Origin of the sequence: uncultured Lutibacter sp., from assembly GCF_947495725.1 — a bacterium.
Lineage (GTDB): Bacteria > Bacteroidota > Bacteroidia > Flavobacteriales > Flavobacteriaceae > Lutibacter.
Genome location: NZ_CANLZZ010000006.1, coordinates 191,345 through 207,014, shown reverse-complemented (window position 1 = coordinate 207,014; position 15,670 = coordinate 191,345). Strand labels below are relative to the sequence as shown.

The following is a 15,670-nucleotide window of genomic DNA, read 5'->3' as shown; positions in this document are numbered from 1 at the left end:
CTGTAAACTTAGTAGAATTACAACAGAACATTTTAGCTTCCTATGTTAGATATGTATGTATAATACACTCCGTATTTTTCTTTTCCTTCAATAAAATCATTTACTAAAAAAGTTTTTCCTTTTTTAAGATTCACTTCAAAAACTACTTCTTCATCATTAACTCCGATTTCTTTTTCAAACATTTGATTGGCTATAGAAATTCTAATTTTTTCAGGAGAGATTGTTTTATAATCAAACCAATTTTTTGGATTTTCAGAAGGGATTCCTAGTATGGGTCCTGAACATTCTTTTGGCCATCTTCTACAAGAAATTAAATACGTTCCATTCTTTTCAATTTTTAAAGCATGTGTATTATTTGTGTTCTTCATTCCTGCTGCAACTTGCTCACTTTTCCAAATACCTCTGTCTTCACCAATAGCATGTTGTATTGTTAGCTTAATTTCTTTCTGATTTTTATTTCCTATTACTGAAGATGGAATTTGATTGTATTCAGAATTCAATTTTGAGATTTTTAAAAACTTGCTATTATCCACTAATAATTTTTCTACTATTTTAGAATTCTGCGCTGAAATATCATTTAGCTGTTTTCTATCATTTTCAACATTGTATAATTCTTTCCCGTGAACTAATCGCCATTTACCATTAACAATACACGTTTCAACCACATCAGTTGGAGGTCTCCAATCTTGTCTACTATGCACAAAAACAGATCTTTCATCTAACTTTCCTTTTTTATTATTGAAAAGTGAAGTTAAATCAACTCCATCAAGCTTTTTACTTTCTGGAATATTTAAATTACAAAGTGAGGCAAGTGTTGGCATTAAATCTACATGAGCTGTTGTTTCACTTATATCCTTTCCTCCTTTAATTTTTCCGTCTTTCCATCTAATAAAAAATGGCACTAAATGCCCTCCATCGGTTCTATGACCTTTTCTTCCTCTAAGTCCCATATTGTAACCTCTCTTTTCATCACGACTTACACCTCCTGTAGCACCGTTATCAGTCATAAAAATTAAAATGGTATTATCGGCAAGTTTTTGCTCTTTTAGAAATTTTTCAAGCTTCCCAAAATTCTCGTCAATATTGGCTATCATACCAAAGAATTTTGCATTTACAATTTCCGTTCCTTCTTTTTCTCTGTAAGGTTTAGCATATTTTTCATCAACATAATGTGGTCCGTGAGGTGCATTGGTTGGAAGATAAATGAAAAATGGTTTTTCTTTATTGTTTTCAATAAATTTCATTGCTTCATTAAACCAAACATCGGTACAGTAGCCTTCAAATTGTTTTGGTTCATTATTAACATAGTAAATATCATTAAAATAATTATTACCCCAATAATCAGATAATTCGCCAACACCACCCGCTTTATGGTGTACCGCAACATCAAAACCACAATCTGTTGGTCTTACCGGATAATTATCACCTAAATGCCATTTACCAAACATTCCTGTTTTATAACCTCCTTTTTTAAATAAATCAGCCATTGTGATGGCTCCTTCTGAAAGTGCGTCCCTACCTTTGTAAGTTGCCCAAGCACCATTATTAATAGGATAACGACCTGACATTATTGCTCCTCTCGTTGGTGTACACACCGGACTTACGTGAAAATCGGTAAATCTTACAGATTCTTTATAAAATGAATCGATATTTGGTGTTTTTAACCAAGGATTTCCATGGCAACCTAAATCTCCAATTCCTTGATCATCCGTTAGAACTAATATAACATTTGGTTTTTTGTTTTGACTAAAGACATTAAAGCAACTAGCTATTATGATAATTGTTATTAGTATTCTCATTGAAAAAAATATTTATTTTAACCTTCCCATTTCTCTAGTTCCACTACCAGATTTAATTCCAACATTTAGATCTCCCAGCTCTTTTCTTGCCTTCTCAACAACAACCATAATCTCCTTTACCTTTTCAGGGTAAGATTCAATTACATTGTATTGTTCGCCAGGATCACGCATCATATTATAGAGCTCCATTTTTTCAACATTCATTTTAATTCTTTTACCTCCAACACCATCATTACCCGGTTTTGTATTGTATGAATTCCAAGAATGTGGCAGTACTAATTTCCAATTACCTTTTCGAACTGCATTCAAATTATTTTTTCCGTAGTAATACAAAATTGATTCTCTTGGTTCAGATTTAAAATCTCCTTTCCAAAGAGAAGTAATATCAACACCATCAATTTTATTTTCTGATAATTTACCATTACTTACGGCTGCAAATGAAGGTAACAAGTCAATAGCACACGCTAACTTATTACAAACTGTACCTTTTGGAATATTATTTGCCCATCTAATAATAAACGGTACTCTTTGGCCACCTTCCCAACTAGTTGTTTTTCCTTCTCGTAAACCTCCTGAAGAACCTGCATGATTTCCAAAATTTAGCCAAGGACCATTATCTGTTGTAAAAACAAAAATTGTATTATCAGCAACTCCATTTTTTTCAAGTGCTTTCCAAATTTCACCAACCGACCAATCGATCTCCATCATAACATCTCCGTACAAACCTTGCTCGCTTTTACCTCTAAATTTATCTGAAACTCCTAAAGGAATGTGACCCATTGTATGCGGTACATAAAGAAAAAATGGTTTGTCTGATTTTCTATTTATAAAGTCAACTGCTTTTTCAGTATAAAGTGTTGTTAATATATCTTGATCTTTTAAGCTCTTAATTTCATTAATCTTCATATTACCTTCAATTAAAGGCAATTCAGGCATTTTTGAGCGGTTACTTTCTTTTGGTAATTTGTGTCCAGTTGCGTTATTGTATGGCCACATATCATTTGAATATGGTAACCCAACATACTCATCAAAACCATGTTGTAATGGTAAAAATTCTTTTTGCCACCCCAAATGCCATTTTCCAAAACAAGCAGTTGTATAACCTTGATCTTTAAACATTTCGGCCATTGTATATTCCGTTGAATTTAAACCTACCTTATGATGTGGAAATAGTGCTCCATTAATTCCAATTCTGTTTGGATAACAACCTGTTAAAATTCCAGCTCTTGAAGCACTACATACTGGTTGAGCCGAGTAAAAGTTTGTAAAACGCATACCTTCACTTGCCATATTATCCAGATTTGGTGTTTCAAAACCAGTTGCTCCATAAACTCCTACATCTCCATAACCTTCATCATCAATAAATATTAAAACTATATTTGGTTGTGACTTGTTATTGTTTTGTGCCTGAGAAATGCTAAATAATAAAACAGTTAATATGATTAAAAAAATACTTTTTTTCATTTCAATGTGTTTTTTTATTTGGCCTTCTTACCATTAATAGGATCTGCCATTTGCAATCTCCATTTTTTATACAAATTTTCCATTTCAACAACTTTTTCAGGATTTGAAATTGCAAGGTTATTTGTTTCGTTTGGGTCTTCTTTTAAATTATACAATTGCATTCCATTAGTTAATGGAATTTCTATTAATTTATCTTTTACAAGACCATTATCATCCAATTCGAATTTATGGTAATTCTTAGATTTATCACGAAAAACCAATTTCCAGTCTCCATCTTTAACTACCCAATTTTTTTCTCTAGGTCCAGAATCCCAAAACAGCGGTTCTGAATGTAATTTTACTGTTTCTCCCTTTAATAATGGAATTAAACTTTTTCCATCTAACTCCTTTTTAGGAGGTATTCCGGTAATTTCTGAAAGACTTGCATATAAATCTCTATGCGTTACAGTTGCATCAACTTTGTGGCTTTTTGAAAATTCTTTTGGCCAAGAAACAAACATTGGAACTTTAATTCCACCATCCATTAAACAATATTTATACGCATTTATCGGTTCATTGTTGGCATAAGATTGATCTGAACCTCCATTATCAGATGAAAAGAAAATAATTGTATTCTCAAAAATTCCTTTTTCTTTTAATGTTTTAACAATATTCCCAATCATCATATCCATATATTCTAAATGGGCCAAATAGATTTTTCTTCCATAGGCATCAGTTATACCTAAATGACATGTTTGATCATACCACTCATTATAATCAGGTTGAGCAATTGGATCCCAATGAGGGTATTCCCACACCTCATCTTTACGATTAAAAGGTCTTTTTGGAACATTATATTTTTCCTGAAGAATCTTTGGAGCTCTTGTTAATGCTGTATGAACAGCGTTATATTCTAATTGCAGATAGAAAGGTTCATCATCACTTTCTTTTATAAACTTAATGGACTCATTTGTAAAAACTTCTGTTGTATTTGTGTTTTCAAAAGATTCTGTTGTTTTACTATCTCTCGTTAATGGACCAAATGGAGCCATTTTTGCTTTTTTACTACTACCCGGAGATTTTTTCTCATAAGCTTCAACATCTTTTTCGCTTAGTAAAAAATAATCCCATGAATGATGTTTAAACCCTAACCAGTGATCAAAACCGTGTTTCATAGGATCAGATTTTGGACCATTATTTAAATGTGTTTTTCCAACCTTCATTGTTTTATAACCAGCCTCTTTCATCATTTCGGCAATAGTATATTCATTTGAAGGTAAACCACCTTGACCATAATAATAGGCGCCCCAACGTTGTTGATAGCGACCCGTTGATAGTGCTAATCTCGAATTACTACAAACAGGAGAACTAGCATAGGCATTTCTAAAAACAATACCATTTTCGGCTAGTTTGTTTAAATTTGGTGTAGTTATATCCGGTTGAACAACATCTTGAAAACCAACATCTGCATAACCAACATCATCAGCCAAAATAACGATTACATTAGGTTTTTGAATCTTTTTAATTTTCGTTTTCTCTACTTGAGCACAACTATTTATTGAAATACACAAAAGAACATTTAGTAATAATAATGATAGCTTTCTCATAGTTATTTTTTCCAAAGATTTTCTCCATACGACCAACCTGAACGTACTTCTTCTTTAACATATTTATTTAATTCTGGATGATTTGTAACCTCCATATTCGCTGCATCATACACAATTTTTTTATTAGATCTTTGAGCCAATGCACCCAATAAAGCAACTTCAGTTAAATCTGCACCATATTCAAAACTAGACCCTGGTTTTGATCCATTTCCTCTAATTGCATCAATAAATTCAGCATGTGGACTTTCATCTTTTATACGTGGTATACTTTTTTCCCAGCCTTTTTTATTAAATGCTTCCCAATCTGCTTTCGGCATTAAAATTTTCGGTGCATAAGGTTTTCCCCCTGTAAATACCGTTGCTTTCTCTCCAACCATTAACATACCATTTCCTGGCACTTTATTCATTCCCCATTCAGATCTGTTTTCAGGTTTTTTACCACCTTCATACCAGATTAAATCCACAGCTGGTTTATTCCCTCTTTCAGGAAATTTAAAATTCAATATGGATTGATCTGGTCCAAAATCAGCAGGAACTGGACTTAATTTACTAAATGTAGGTTTTACCGATGTTGGCATACCTAAATCTAATGTCCAAAATGGCGCATCTAAAGTGTGACAACCCCAATCTCCAAGCATTCCCGTACCTAAATCTAAATAAGACCTCCACCATTTTGGTAAATAATAATGGCTAAAATCTCTCTTTTTTGCAGGTCCTAACCATAAATCCCATTCTAAAGTACCTGGAATAGGTTCAGCGCTTGGCGGATAATTTTTTGGTTTATTAAACCATAAATGATCTCCAAATTTAGGCCCATTAAACCACGCATGAATTTCTTTTACTTCACCAATTAAACCCAAATCATACCACTCTTTAACACTTCTTATTCCATCAGAAGCATGACCTTGGTTTCCTAATTGTGTTACAACTCCATAATATGCGGCTGCCTTTTTTAAAGTACGAAGTTGCCAAATATCATGAGCTAAAGGTTTTTCAACATACACATGTTTTCCTCTTTCCATTGCGGCCATTGTTGCAGCGAAATGAGTATGATCTGGAGTCGATACAATTACTGCATCAATATCTTTATCCATTTTATCTAACATCACCCTAAAGTCCTTGAAAACAGGAACATCAGGTAGTATTTTATAGGCTGGTGCAGCTTTATTATCATCTACATCACAAAATGCAACTATTCTAACATGTGGATGTGCTTTTCTTGGTCCAGCAGGCTCTAAACCATCCTTAATTCTTCTACCATCTCCTCTAATCCCCAACATTTGAGTCCAGTTATTCAATCCTCTTCCTGCAACTCCAATAACGGCAACATTAACGGTACTATTTGGTGAAAAACTCATTAAACTTGGAACCAACATTACTCCTGCTGCTGCAGCTCCCGAGGTATATAAAAACTTTCTTCTTGAAAAATTAGTCATAATATATTTGGTGTTAAATTCTAGCAATAACTATTTTAAATTCGCTTTAATTAATTCTAAATTTACTCTCATATCATCCATTATCACATCTTTCTTTGCAACGTGCTCAATGATATAATTTCCTTTAAAATTTTGTTTTTTTAATTCTTGAAACACATCACTCCAAGGAATTATTCCTTCACCCATTGGAACCCATTTAGCATTTAATGTTGGTATATCCACATCTTTAACATGTAGTTCAAAAATTTTACCTTCTAACAATTTTAAAGATGAAATGATATCTAAATCTGATCGTTTCCAATGTCCAACATCTGCACAAACTCCTAAATATTTACTTCTATTAAGAATACCATCTTTAACATTTGCTGGGTTCCACCAATGTCTTTTTGGTTTTGCGTGGTTATGAATTGCTGCATAAATTTTATATTTCTGACAAAGTTCATCTATAACAGGAATTTGATTTTGATCTGGCTCTGTTACAATGGTTTTAATCCCCATTTCCTTTGCAAACTCAAATAACTGAACCCAATCTGATCTTTTTCTTAATGAAATTACCCCATAACTAATAACCTTAACGTGGTGCTTTTTCAGCATTGATTTTAGTTTTACAATTTGATCTTTAGGCATTTTAAAGGTAGTAAAACTGCTATCTGAAGGACTCATTCTTTGTTTAGGATACATCTCAAGATATTTTATATCAAGACTTTCCATTTTTTCTAGTGTTTCTTCCAGTGTATAGGCATTAAAGGACCAAGCCTGACAACCAATTTTATTTTGACCAATCAAAACTGTTGCAGCAGCCATAAAAAACATTACTGAACTAAATATAAAAGTTTTCATAATTATTGATTGAAATTAATTTTTCCGCAAAGTTTCGGTTTCAGAATTAATTCTTTTTTTCTGCTTTGCCGTTAAATTTTGTTTGAAATAAAAATCAGGACCATACATAACTCTAGGTTCTTTAAAAATATGGTCATTTACATCTCTACTTAAGTCACAATCAAAACGAGCTAACATAGAATGAAATTGACCTTTTCCTCCCAAATTAATAAAGTGAGATAATCCCCAAGTAATTCCTCTACCATCTTTAGTATCTGTAAAAGCATCAGGAACAAATGGTGCTGCTGCATAAGGCATTAATTCAGATATTGCCGCAATTTCAAAATTCACTCCATCTTCTGCATATTGAACTGTATTATGCTCGTTACCGTCCTTATAAACTAAAGCTGCTATTCCGCTTTTAAATGGGAATAATGAAGTTTCGTGACCTGAATTTATTACAGGATTTAAAGGATGTTTTGTAAAAGGTCCTAATGGATTATCAGCAGTTGCTAAACCTTGCATACGAATCCAATCTCCTTTTTGCCCAAAATCTGATTTATAGTATAAATAAATTTTTCCGTTATGAACCAATGGATATGGATCGTGAATAGAAAATTGATCCCAAGCTCCTTCACCTCCATTTGGAATTACAATTTTATTATAAGGCGTCCAAGGTCCGTCAGGAGAATCGGCATATGACACAGCAACAGGGCAATCATCTCCACGCTTTCCACTTGCTTCCATAAAACCTTGATAGTATAAATAATATTTTCCTTTCCATTTTAAAATATCAGTAGTAGTAACTGCTCTCCAACCAACAATTGGTTTTTCAGGTCTTTTTATTGCAACTCCTTGTTCTTCCCAAGTAAAACCATCTTCACTTGTTGCATACCAGATTTCAGCTAAATCCCAATCTGATGAAGGAATAACATCTGTACATTCCTTTGCTCCTCGTGGTGGTGTTGGTGTATTTCTATAAGTATACCAAACATAATACTTCCCATTTTCGAAAATTACTTTTGACGGATCTCTTCTTGATATTGTTCCGTCATGATTATTGTAATCAAAACCTTTTAATTCGGTATATTTAAATTGAGAAAATAATTCGTTTTCCTGCGGTTTTGGTGCTGGATATGCATCATATAATCTATTTAATGCAGCACTCAGTTCCATATCTGGTTTTTCCATAGGTAATTTCTGTGGAAAAACTTTAATCGGTTTTTCATTTATTTCGGCTTCTGAGGTTTCTTTTTGAGTTTCAGTTCCACATGCAACCAACGCAATTAATAGCCCAAATAAAATTAAACTTTTAAACATGTTTTTGATTTTACTCATAATTATTCATTTTTTTCTTATTGATTTTTTTTAATAACTAATTAAAACTTCTATCATTATTTTAAAAAAAAGAAGCCTTTCAAATTTAGTTTTAAATATCCTATATCAAAAATAAAAATACATACGTTGCATATAATTATTCTATTATGCAAGAACTTTTCTATTGATTTGTCTAAATGTATTATTTGCTCGAAAAAAAATCTTAATATTAATAAATTAAAAAAGTTCTAAATAATTGAAATTAAGCAAACCAAAATATATAAACATTATACAAGAATAATATTTTTGTACTTTTACAATTGTTACTAATATGAATAATAATGCACTAAAGTTTACAATCAAAAACCCTATAGATTTGATAACTAAGAATTTAACTCTTTCTTTTTTTGTTTTCATCCTAATTTCACCAATTGGAAACGCTCAAAAAAAGAATAAACGAATAAAAACAGATTCAACATCCTATTATACAGCCTATATATCTGATATTTCTAAAACATCAAAACAATTCCCTGATGAAGCCTATGAAGGCTTAAAAAAAGGTTATATTTTTTTTAAAAAAACAAACAATTCTAAAAGGACTGTTCAATGCCTTTTACAAATGTCTGATATTCAAAAATCAAAAGGAAAATTCAGTCTTTCTTTTGACCATTTATGGGAAGCCCTGTATTTGGTAAAACAAACCGATAACAATTCTACAAAAGCATCGGTTCATAGAAAACTATCCGTTTTATATGAAATATTCAATAAAGATGAAGAATCTTTATATCATTTAGAACGCGCATTACAGTATTCTAAAGAAATACTTATTGAAAATAGTGAAAACGCACAGCAATTAAATCTTAATTATTTAAATCTTGCCGGTAAACAGCGTAAAACTGGAAATTTCAACAGAGCTCTTAAATACCTCGACTCTTGCATTTTTACAGAAAAAATAATTAACAATAAAAGCTATTTAATGGCTAATATTGAAATTGAAAAAGGTTATCTAATGTTAAAATTAGACCGATTAGATGAAGCTTACAAACTTTTACACAATTCAAAATCTAAAACAGAAGATGAAAATGTAAGTCAAAATATTCGAATATTTTCATATTTAGGTGAATTAAAAAGTAAAGAAAATCAATTAGACAGCTCTATTTATTATTATGAAAAGAGTTTAAAGATGATGGAAGATTTAAATATTTCAAAATATCAAACTTCTACGGTTTTAGCTCAACTTTCGAAAGCTTACTTTAACAAAAACCAATCAAAAAAAGCATATAATTATCTTGTAAGAAAAAATAAAATTACTGATAGCATTATGCGATCTAAAAACAATTCTTATAGTGAATTATTAGAAATAAAAAACACTTATTTAGAATCACTTAGAAAAAAAGACGACTTACTTAGTGAACAAAACATTACCATAAAAGAAGGTGAGCAAACCCAATTTAGGTTAAAAATAATTCTTGTGCTTGTGTTTATTCTTGGAATTGTGCTTTTTTGGGTTTCTAGAATTCGTTTAAAATTAAAAAAATCTCTACTAGACAAAGCTGAAACAGAATTAGAATCTAAATTAGAAAAGGAAAAAAATGAGGCAGCAATGAAATTAAAAAGCAAAGAACTAACCTCTTACGCTTTACAACTAATTGATAAAGACAGTGCAATAGATGAATTATTAAAAATTCTACAAGAAAAATCACCAACTTCATACAAATCTTTAAATTCAAAATATAAAAAAGGTGCTAAAGACTTATGGGATGAATTTAATTTAAGATTTACAGAAGTTAATTCTGAATTTTACAACAGATTAAAATTAAAACACCCCAATTTAACTATTACAGAACAAAAACATTGTGCTTTAATAAAATTAAAATTTAGCACTAAAGAAATGGCTCGAATTTTAAATATTGAACCCCATAGTGTTAATATATCTAGGTCTAGAATTCGTAAAAAACTTGGACTTGAACGTTCCGATAGTTTAGAAGACTATATTACAAACTTGTAAAATTAAATTTTCAAATACTATACTTCTCGGGTTCTTATTATAATTAAGTACCAATCTAATTAGATTCTGAAACAAGTTCAGAATGACGATTTCAATAATATAAAAAGGGTTATTAAACAGTGTTTTATAACCCTTTTTTAATAATACATTATGAATATTTATTCTAATTCAAGCTTTAAAACAGTAGCTATAGGATTATAATCTACATTTGGCATTGTAAGTAATAAGGTTTGTGGAGTTAATTTCCATTCTATATCAATATTTGCACCCAATAATTTAATATTTTTTATAGGAGAAGGTGGTAAATTACGGTGAAATCCACCAATAGCTCTCATTTTAATAGTTTTCCCCGCTTTAGGAACTCCTAAAAAGAATACATACATTGACTTTTTATCTTTAGCAACGGTATAACGAACATCACTAGCCGTGTATTTCACTTTAGCCGATTGCCCATCGTGAGAAGCATCTGACGCATTAGCGTTACCATATCCAAAAATTTTAAACGGTCGTGTGCCATAAACCGCCTCGCCATGAACTTCCATCCAAGCTCCAATATCCTTTAAAATAGCTCGTTGTTCTTTATTAATAACTCCATCGGCTCTAGGTGAAATATTAAGTAATACAGTCCCGTTTTTGCTCCACACGTCGATCATATTTCTTACCACCAATGCCGCATCTTTATATTTTTCACCTTCCACATACATCCAACGACTATTACTTAAAGTAATATCCGTCATCCAAGGTAAAGGGTAAATATCTCTGCGCCCACCTTGCTCTAAATCATCAATTCCAATCTCTAAAGGAATATCTTGATGTTTACTACAAACTACAACTTCCTGGTTGTTTTCAATACCACTATTAAAATGATAAGCCAACATTTCATTGATTTTATTTTCAGGAATCATATTTAGCCACGAATCATACCATAAAATATCTGGTTTATAGTTATCTACAACCTCTTCAACTTGATCTAGCCAATATTGGTTGAAGTCTTCAATGTTTTCCCAATTCCCAAATAATTTACGAAGTTTTGGATCTGTTGTTGCTGTTGGCAAATCTGGTTGATATGGATAATGACTGTTAAAACCATTACGCCCCCAATATTCTGGTGTATCAGCATTTCTTTGACCATTACGCGCATGATGAAAAGTAGCTAAGGTTTTAATGTTACGTTTTTTCAAAGAGGTAAACAACTCTCCTAAAATATCCTTTTTTGGTCCCATATCAACTGCATTCCACGGATTTACTTTGCTTCCCCACATTGCAAAACCATCGTGATGTTGAGCAACAGGGCCTGCAAATTTAGCCCCGGTCATTTCAAATAAATCTGCCCAATTTTCAGGGTCAAAATGTTCAGCAGTAAACATTGGAATAAAATCTTCGTAACCAAACTCATCAATTGGCCCAAATTTTTCTTCGTGAAACTTATTTACCGAACTTCCTTTTATATACATATTAGCAGGATACCAAGCACTACCATAGGCCGGAACACTATAAGGCCCCCAATGAAAATACATTCCTAATTTTGCATCCTGAAACCATTCTGGCGCTGCTTTGTGCTTGGACAACGACTCAAAATTTGGTTCAAAATGAGTTACTTTTTGTTCTTCCTTATTTTGCTGTGCAGCCTTTTGCTCTGTACAAGCCAAAAGACTAGCCACTACCAATACTGCAATTATTAAATTTCTGATATTCATTATTAATTTCATTTACTTTTTAAAGTTAAAGACTTTCATTGTTACAGTTGCTAAATGCCCTCCGTTATCAGCAAATTTCACACTTATTTTATTGTTTGTTGTAAGTAATTTGGTGTCAATTGGTATTTCTATAACACCATAAAATCTATCTCTTTCAGCTTGTGGTAAACCCGCATAATTATCTGGAACGTTAATATTTACTCCATTTATCTGAACTTGTGGCTTCAAGCTTTTACCGTGATCTCTTCCTATTCCAATTCTTAAAACTGCTTTAGAATTTTCAACAATTTCAACATTATTTATATTAAAATTTAATTCTTCGTTAGCTTTAATTGGCTTTAAATATTCTTCTGAAAAATATTTGGTTTCCTCTTTTCTTTCTGAAAGTTTAATTGATTTTTTGAAAGTATACTCTAAAATCATAGTCCCTTCGGCCTCTAATTCTATTTCGTCCAAACTTTTAACTACTTTCTCTTCAACCATACCTTCTCTTTCAATCTCTACAGGTTTATAAGGCGCATAATGATGTTTAATTTTTATTCTTTTTAGCACATTATTTTGCTGATTGAAAACATTCAATTTTAATGAAACCTTTTCTTCAGTTAAATTATTCAAAATTATATAGGCTTTTTTACCGTTTACATAAGCATCTGTTTGAATATCTATATTGTTTGAAGTAATATCAACTCGTTTTCCTTTAACGTCAGACCATAATTGATAGAAATGAACCAAATCCGTATACACCCATTGATCTCCTGTTTCTCCTTGTTTTTCAAATTGCTGACGGAACAATCTACTACGATATGGATGACCATCTTTAGTTCTTCCCCATTCAGATTTCAACATAAAAAATGGAATTGACATTGCCACTGAATTTGAGTGATCCATAAAAGTCATCATCATTGAATTAGCACTTTTCACATACAAAAAATCTCGCCAAGGTGTCCAAGCCAAGTCTCTATACCTATGTGCTTGAACCGAGTATTCTGAAATTACCATTGGTTTAATTTTACCAAACTTTAGCATACTGTACTGCTCCAACATATCTAAAGAAGCCTTAATATTACTTCCTTTTCTATACTTTTTAACATAAGTCAACTTTCCATTTTCGTATTTCTGTTTACACGGAAAATCGTAAAAATGAAGTGACCAAAAATCCATATCATCTCCAGTTAGATCAATAAATTGTTTCCATCTATATTCCCATCTATTAAAGTCGTAAAATTCAAAATCGGGAAACGCACAGGTAAAACCACCTACCAACACATCTGGGTTTATTTTTTTAATTTCACGTGCCACTGAAGAATGAAATTTGGCCATTTTCTGAACAGCTTCATTTTCTTTTTCTGCTATTCCTCTATTTTTTCTAGGTATTAAATCCCACATTGGTTCATTAATAACCTCTATAAACTTTGGTCGTTTTTTATCTGAAGAAAAAAACTCTTTGATATAATGCGCCATATATTCACCACTTGCAGTTCCTAAAGGTTCTTGTTCGGTATCTTTTTGTGATAGTGACCAGCCTTGTTGCGTTTTAGAACCATCTGGCCAAATAGGATGAAATTGTGAGCCAATTACCATATTGTTTAGCCTATTATCATACTGTTTTAGGTCTTTTTTCTTGTAGGAATTAATAGTTTTTTGCCCTAACTTTTTTAAGTGTAAAACATCTGCAAACCCCTTTCTGTTTGGATCTTCTTTTACACGGTTTAGTGCTCCTTTTAAACCTCCGGTTTCTCTTCCTAAATACACATCGTATGTATTTAAAAATTCTGATCTAATATCTTCACTAACGTGATCTCCAGACCAATCACTCTCTATACTTGCGTGAATGGTTATGTATTTTTCACGATCAAAGTCTTCAATTTCCCCAACAACGTGTTTGGTTTGCAGGTTTACATTAACTTCTGTTTTTTGAGCCCAACCAACATTGAAAATTGTTATTAATGCTATTAAAATCTTTATTTTTTTCATTCTTTTTGAAATTAAGCTATTCTTTCAATTTATACTTAGGTGTATTAACAGCTATTTCATTGTTTGCTTTAGTTTCTATTAATTTTAAATACAAAGGCATTATTACATGGTTTTTTCGTTGGAAGTTTAATTTCCAATGAAAGTTCTTTTTGTTCCCATTCTAACTTCTCGTTACAGCCAATTAGTTCAATGCTATTAATTGCTCCATTATAAGCTGTATTTCCCAATGATTTTATTGGTAAAACACCCGATTCTGGCCAACCCAATGCAATGGCATATAATTGACCATTTCTTGTTGTAAAACGAATATCTTCATCAGTAAACCCATCAAATCTCTTATCAGCCAAATGTCCTGTTTTTGTTTCAGTAGGTCCTTCTCCATAAATTAACCATGGACGACTTTTATAAATTGCTTCACCATTTAATTTCAACCAGTTTCCCATGGCTAATAAACGTTGTTTTTGTTCTTCTGGAATTGTACCATCAGGGTGTGGAGCAACATTAAGCAGTAAACATCCATTTTTACTAACAATATCTACTAAATCATCAATCAATCTATTTTCTGAATAACATTCTAAATCTGTAGTCCAACTCCAAGTATTTCTTGAAATTGAATTATCTGTTAGCCAAGGCTCAGGATAAATTTCTGGCATACGCGCCCTCTCTAAATCCACTGTCCCAACACCAAGAGGTAAATCTGGGCGTTTAAAAGTAAGTACGGCTTCTATATTGTTTTCTGCAGCAAAATTATAGTAATGAGCTACCATTTTTTGCCTTATGCTTTCTGATAAAATCTCCATACGATTATCAAACCATAATAAGTCGGGCGAGTAGCCTTCAACAACTTCTTTTACCTTTTCTAACCACACTTCTTCAAACTTTTTACTAGGCATAGGATTACAATTTTTAACCCTTTCTTTAGTTTCTATTTTACGAGATGTTTTAGGTAATTTCTCGCCATATAAAGAAGCGTTTTCTGGGTTAAAACAATCAGTTCCTTCTTGCCAGGTTGGAAACCATCCCCAAAGCCAAGAGTGATGTAAACTTACCACATATTTTAATCCTCGTTTACGAATTGCTTTCTCCATTTCAGCAACAATATCTCGTTTTGGGCCTTTGCTTACGGCATTCCAAGGATTAACCTTTGAATTCCACATTGAAAAACCATCCGCATGTTCACCAGCCGGACCTGCAAACTGGGCACCAGCTTTCACAAATAAATCGGCCCATTCATCAGCGTTAAACTTTTCGGCTCTAAAAAGTGGTACTAAATCTTTGTATCCAAATTTATCTACTGGTCCAAAATTTTCTAAATGATGCTTATTATTTGATGTCCCTTCTGCATACATAAATCGTCCATACCAATCTGTTTTCCCTGGTGCTTTTGGAACAGAATATACTCCCCAATGTGTGTAAATTCCAAATTTGGCATCTTTAAACCATTCCGGACATTCATACATTGACAAAGATTCCCAATTGGGCTCAAATTGCTCATTTATCTTGTTTTGACCAGAAACTGAATGCACAAACAAGAAAACACTTAATAATAATCTAAATTCAAATCTCATAT

General features: G+C 32.1%; 10 protein-coding genes. 1 reads left to right on the top strand and 9 read right to left on the bottom strand.

Annotated features, from left to right (window positions below):
* Positions 1–32: 32 nt before the first annotated feature.
* From Q0776_RS14535 to Q0776_RS14510, 6 genes are read right to left on the bottom strand one after another with little or no spacing between them, the layout of a single operon-like run.
* Entirely contained in the window at positions 33–1,799 is a 1,767-nt protein-coding gene (locus Q0776_RS14535; protein WP_298369751.1) for an arylsulfatase, read from the bottom strand.
* A gap of 12 nt (positions 1,800–1,811) precedes the next feature.
* On the bottom strand, positions 1,812–3,263 hold the full coding sequence (locus Q0776_RS14530; protein WP_298369749.1) for a sulfatase: 1,452 nt from the start codon (positions 3,261–3,263) through the stop codon (positions 1,812–1,814).
* A gap of 14 nt (positions 3,264–3,277) precedes the next feature.
* Positions 3,278–4,849, bottom strand: coding sequence for a sulfatase-like hydrolase/transferase (locus tag Q0776_RS14525; protein ID WP_298369746.1), 1,572 nt, complete (start codon positions 4,847–4,849; stop codon positions 3,278–3,280).
* Between the two features lie 2 nt (positions 4,850–4,851).
* Positions 4,852–6,285, bottom strand: coding sequence for a Gfo/Idh/MocA family oxidoreductase (locus Q0776_RS14520; protein WP_298369744.1), 1,434 nt, complete (start codon positions 6,283–6,285; stop codon positions 4,852–4,854).
* 30 nt (positions 6,286–6,315) lie between these two features.
* A complete protein-coding gene (locus Q0776_RS14515) occupies positions 6,316–7,125 on the bottom strand; it encodes a sugar phosphate isomerase/epimerase (protein WP_298369741.1) in 810 nt (269 codons plus the stop codon).
* A 15-nt stretch (positions 7,126–7,140) separates the two neighbouring features.
* On the bottom strand, positions 7,141–8,442 hold the full coding sequence (locus tag Q0776_RS14510; protein ID WP_298369738.1) for a family 43 glycosylhydrolase: 1,302 nt from the start codon (positions 8,440–8,442) through the stop codon (positions 7,141–7,143).
* 355 nt (positions 8,443–8,797) lie between these two features.
* Here Q0776_RS14510 and Q0776_RS14505 point away from each other — a divergent pair, with 355 nt between their 5' ends.
* Complete coding sequence (locus Q0776_RS14505; protein WP_298369735.1) at positions 8,798–10,429, top strand: hypothetical protein; 1,632 nt, start codon at positions 8,798–8,800, stop codon at positions 10,427–10,429.
* Between the two features lie 158 nt (positions 10,430–10,587).
* Here Q0776_RS14505 and Q0776_RS14500 read toward each other — a convergent pair whose 3' ends face one another.
* The 3 genes from Q0776_RS14500 to Q0776_RS14490 form a co-directional block, all read right to left on the bottom strand.
* A complete protein-coding gene (locus Q0776_RS14500) occupies positions 10,588–12,126 on the bottom strand; it encodes an alpha-L-fucosidase (protein ID WP_298369732.1) in 1,539 nt (512 codons plus the stop codon).
* Positions 12,127–12,138: 12 nt separating this feature from the next.
* Complete coding sequence (locus tag Q0776_RS14495) at positions 12,139–14,100, bottom strand: hypothetical protein (RefSeq protein ID WP_298369730.1); 1,962 nt, start codon at positions 14,098–14,100, stop codon at positions 12,139–12,141.
* Positions 14,101–14,168: 68 nt separating this feature from the next.
* Positions 14,169–15,668, bottom strand: coding sequence for an alpha-L-fucosidase (locus Q0776_RS14490; RefSeq protein ID WP_298369727.1), 1,500 nt, complete (start codon positions 15,666–15,668; stop codon positions 14,169–14,171).
* Positions 15,669–15,670: the final 2 nt, after the last annotated feature.

Excerpts from the sequence above, each read along its gene's own strand:
- Q0776_RS14535 (WP_298369751.1), bottom strand. The coding sequence starts at position 1,799 with ATGAGAATACTAATAACAATTATCATAATAGCTAGTTGCTTTAATGTC.
- Q0776_RS14530 (WP_298369749.1), bottom strand. The coding sequence starts at position 3,263 with ATGAAAAAAAGTATTTTTTTAATCATATTAACTGTTTTATTATTTAGC.
- Q0776_RS14525 (WP_298369746.1), bottom strand. The coding sequence starts at position 4,849 with ATGAGAAAGCTATCATTATTATTACTAAATGTTCTTTTGTGTATTTCA.
- Q0776_RS14520 (WP_298369744.1), bottom strand. The coding sequence starts at position 6,285 with ATGACTAATTTTTCAAGAAGAAAGTTTTTATATACCTCGGGAGCTGCA.
- Q0776_RS14515 (WP_298369741.1), bottom strand. The coding sequence starts at position 7,125 with ATGAAAACTTTTATATTTAGTTCAGTAATGTTTTTTATGGCTGCTGCA.
- Q0776_RS14510 (WP_298369738.1), bottom strand. The coding sequence starts at position 8,442 with ATGAGTAAAATCAAAAACATGTTTAAAAGTTTAATTTTATTTGGGCTA.
- Q0776_RS14500 (WP_298369732.1), bottom strand. The coding sequence starts at position 12,126 with ATGAATATCAGAAATTTAATAATTGCAGTATTGGTAGTGGCTAGTCTT.
- Q0776_RS14495 (WP_298369730.1), bottom strand. The coding sequence starts at position 14,100 with ATGAAAAAAATAAAGATTTTAATAGCATTAATAACAATTTTCAATGTT.
- Q0776_RS14490 (WP_298369727.1), bottom strand. The coding sequence starts at position 15,668 with ATGAGATTTGAATTTAGATTATTATTAAGTGTTTTCTTGTTTGTGCAT.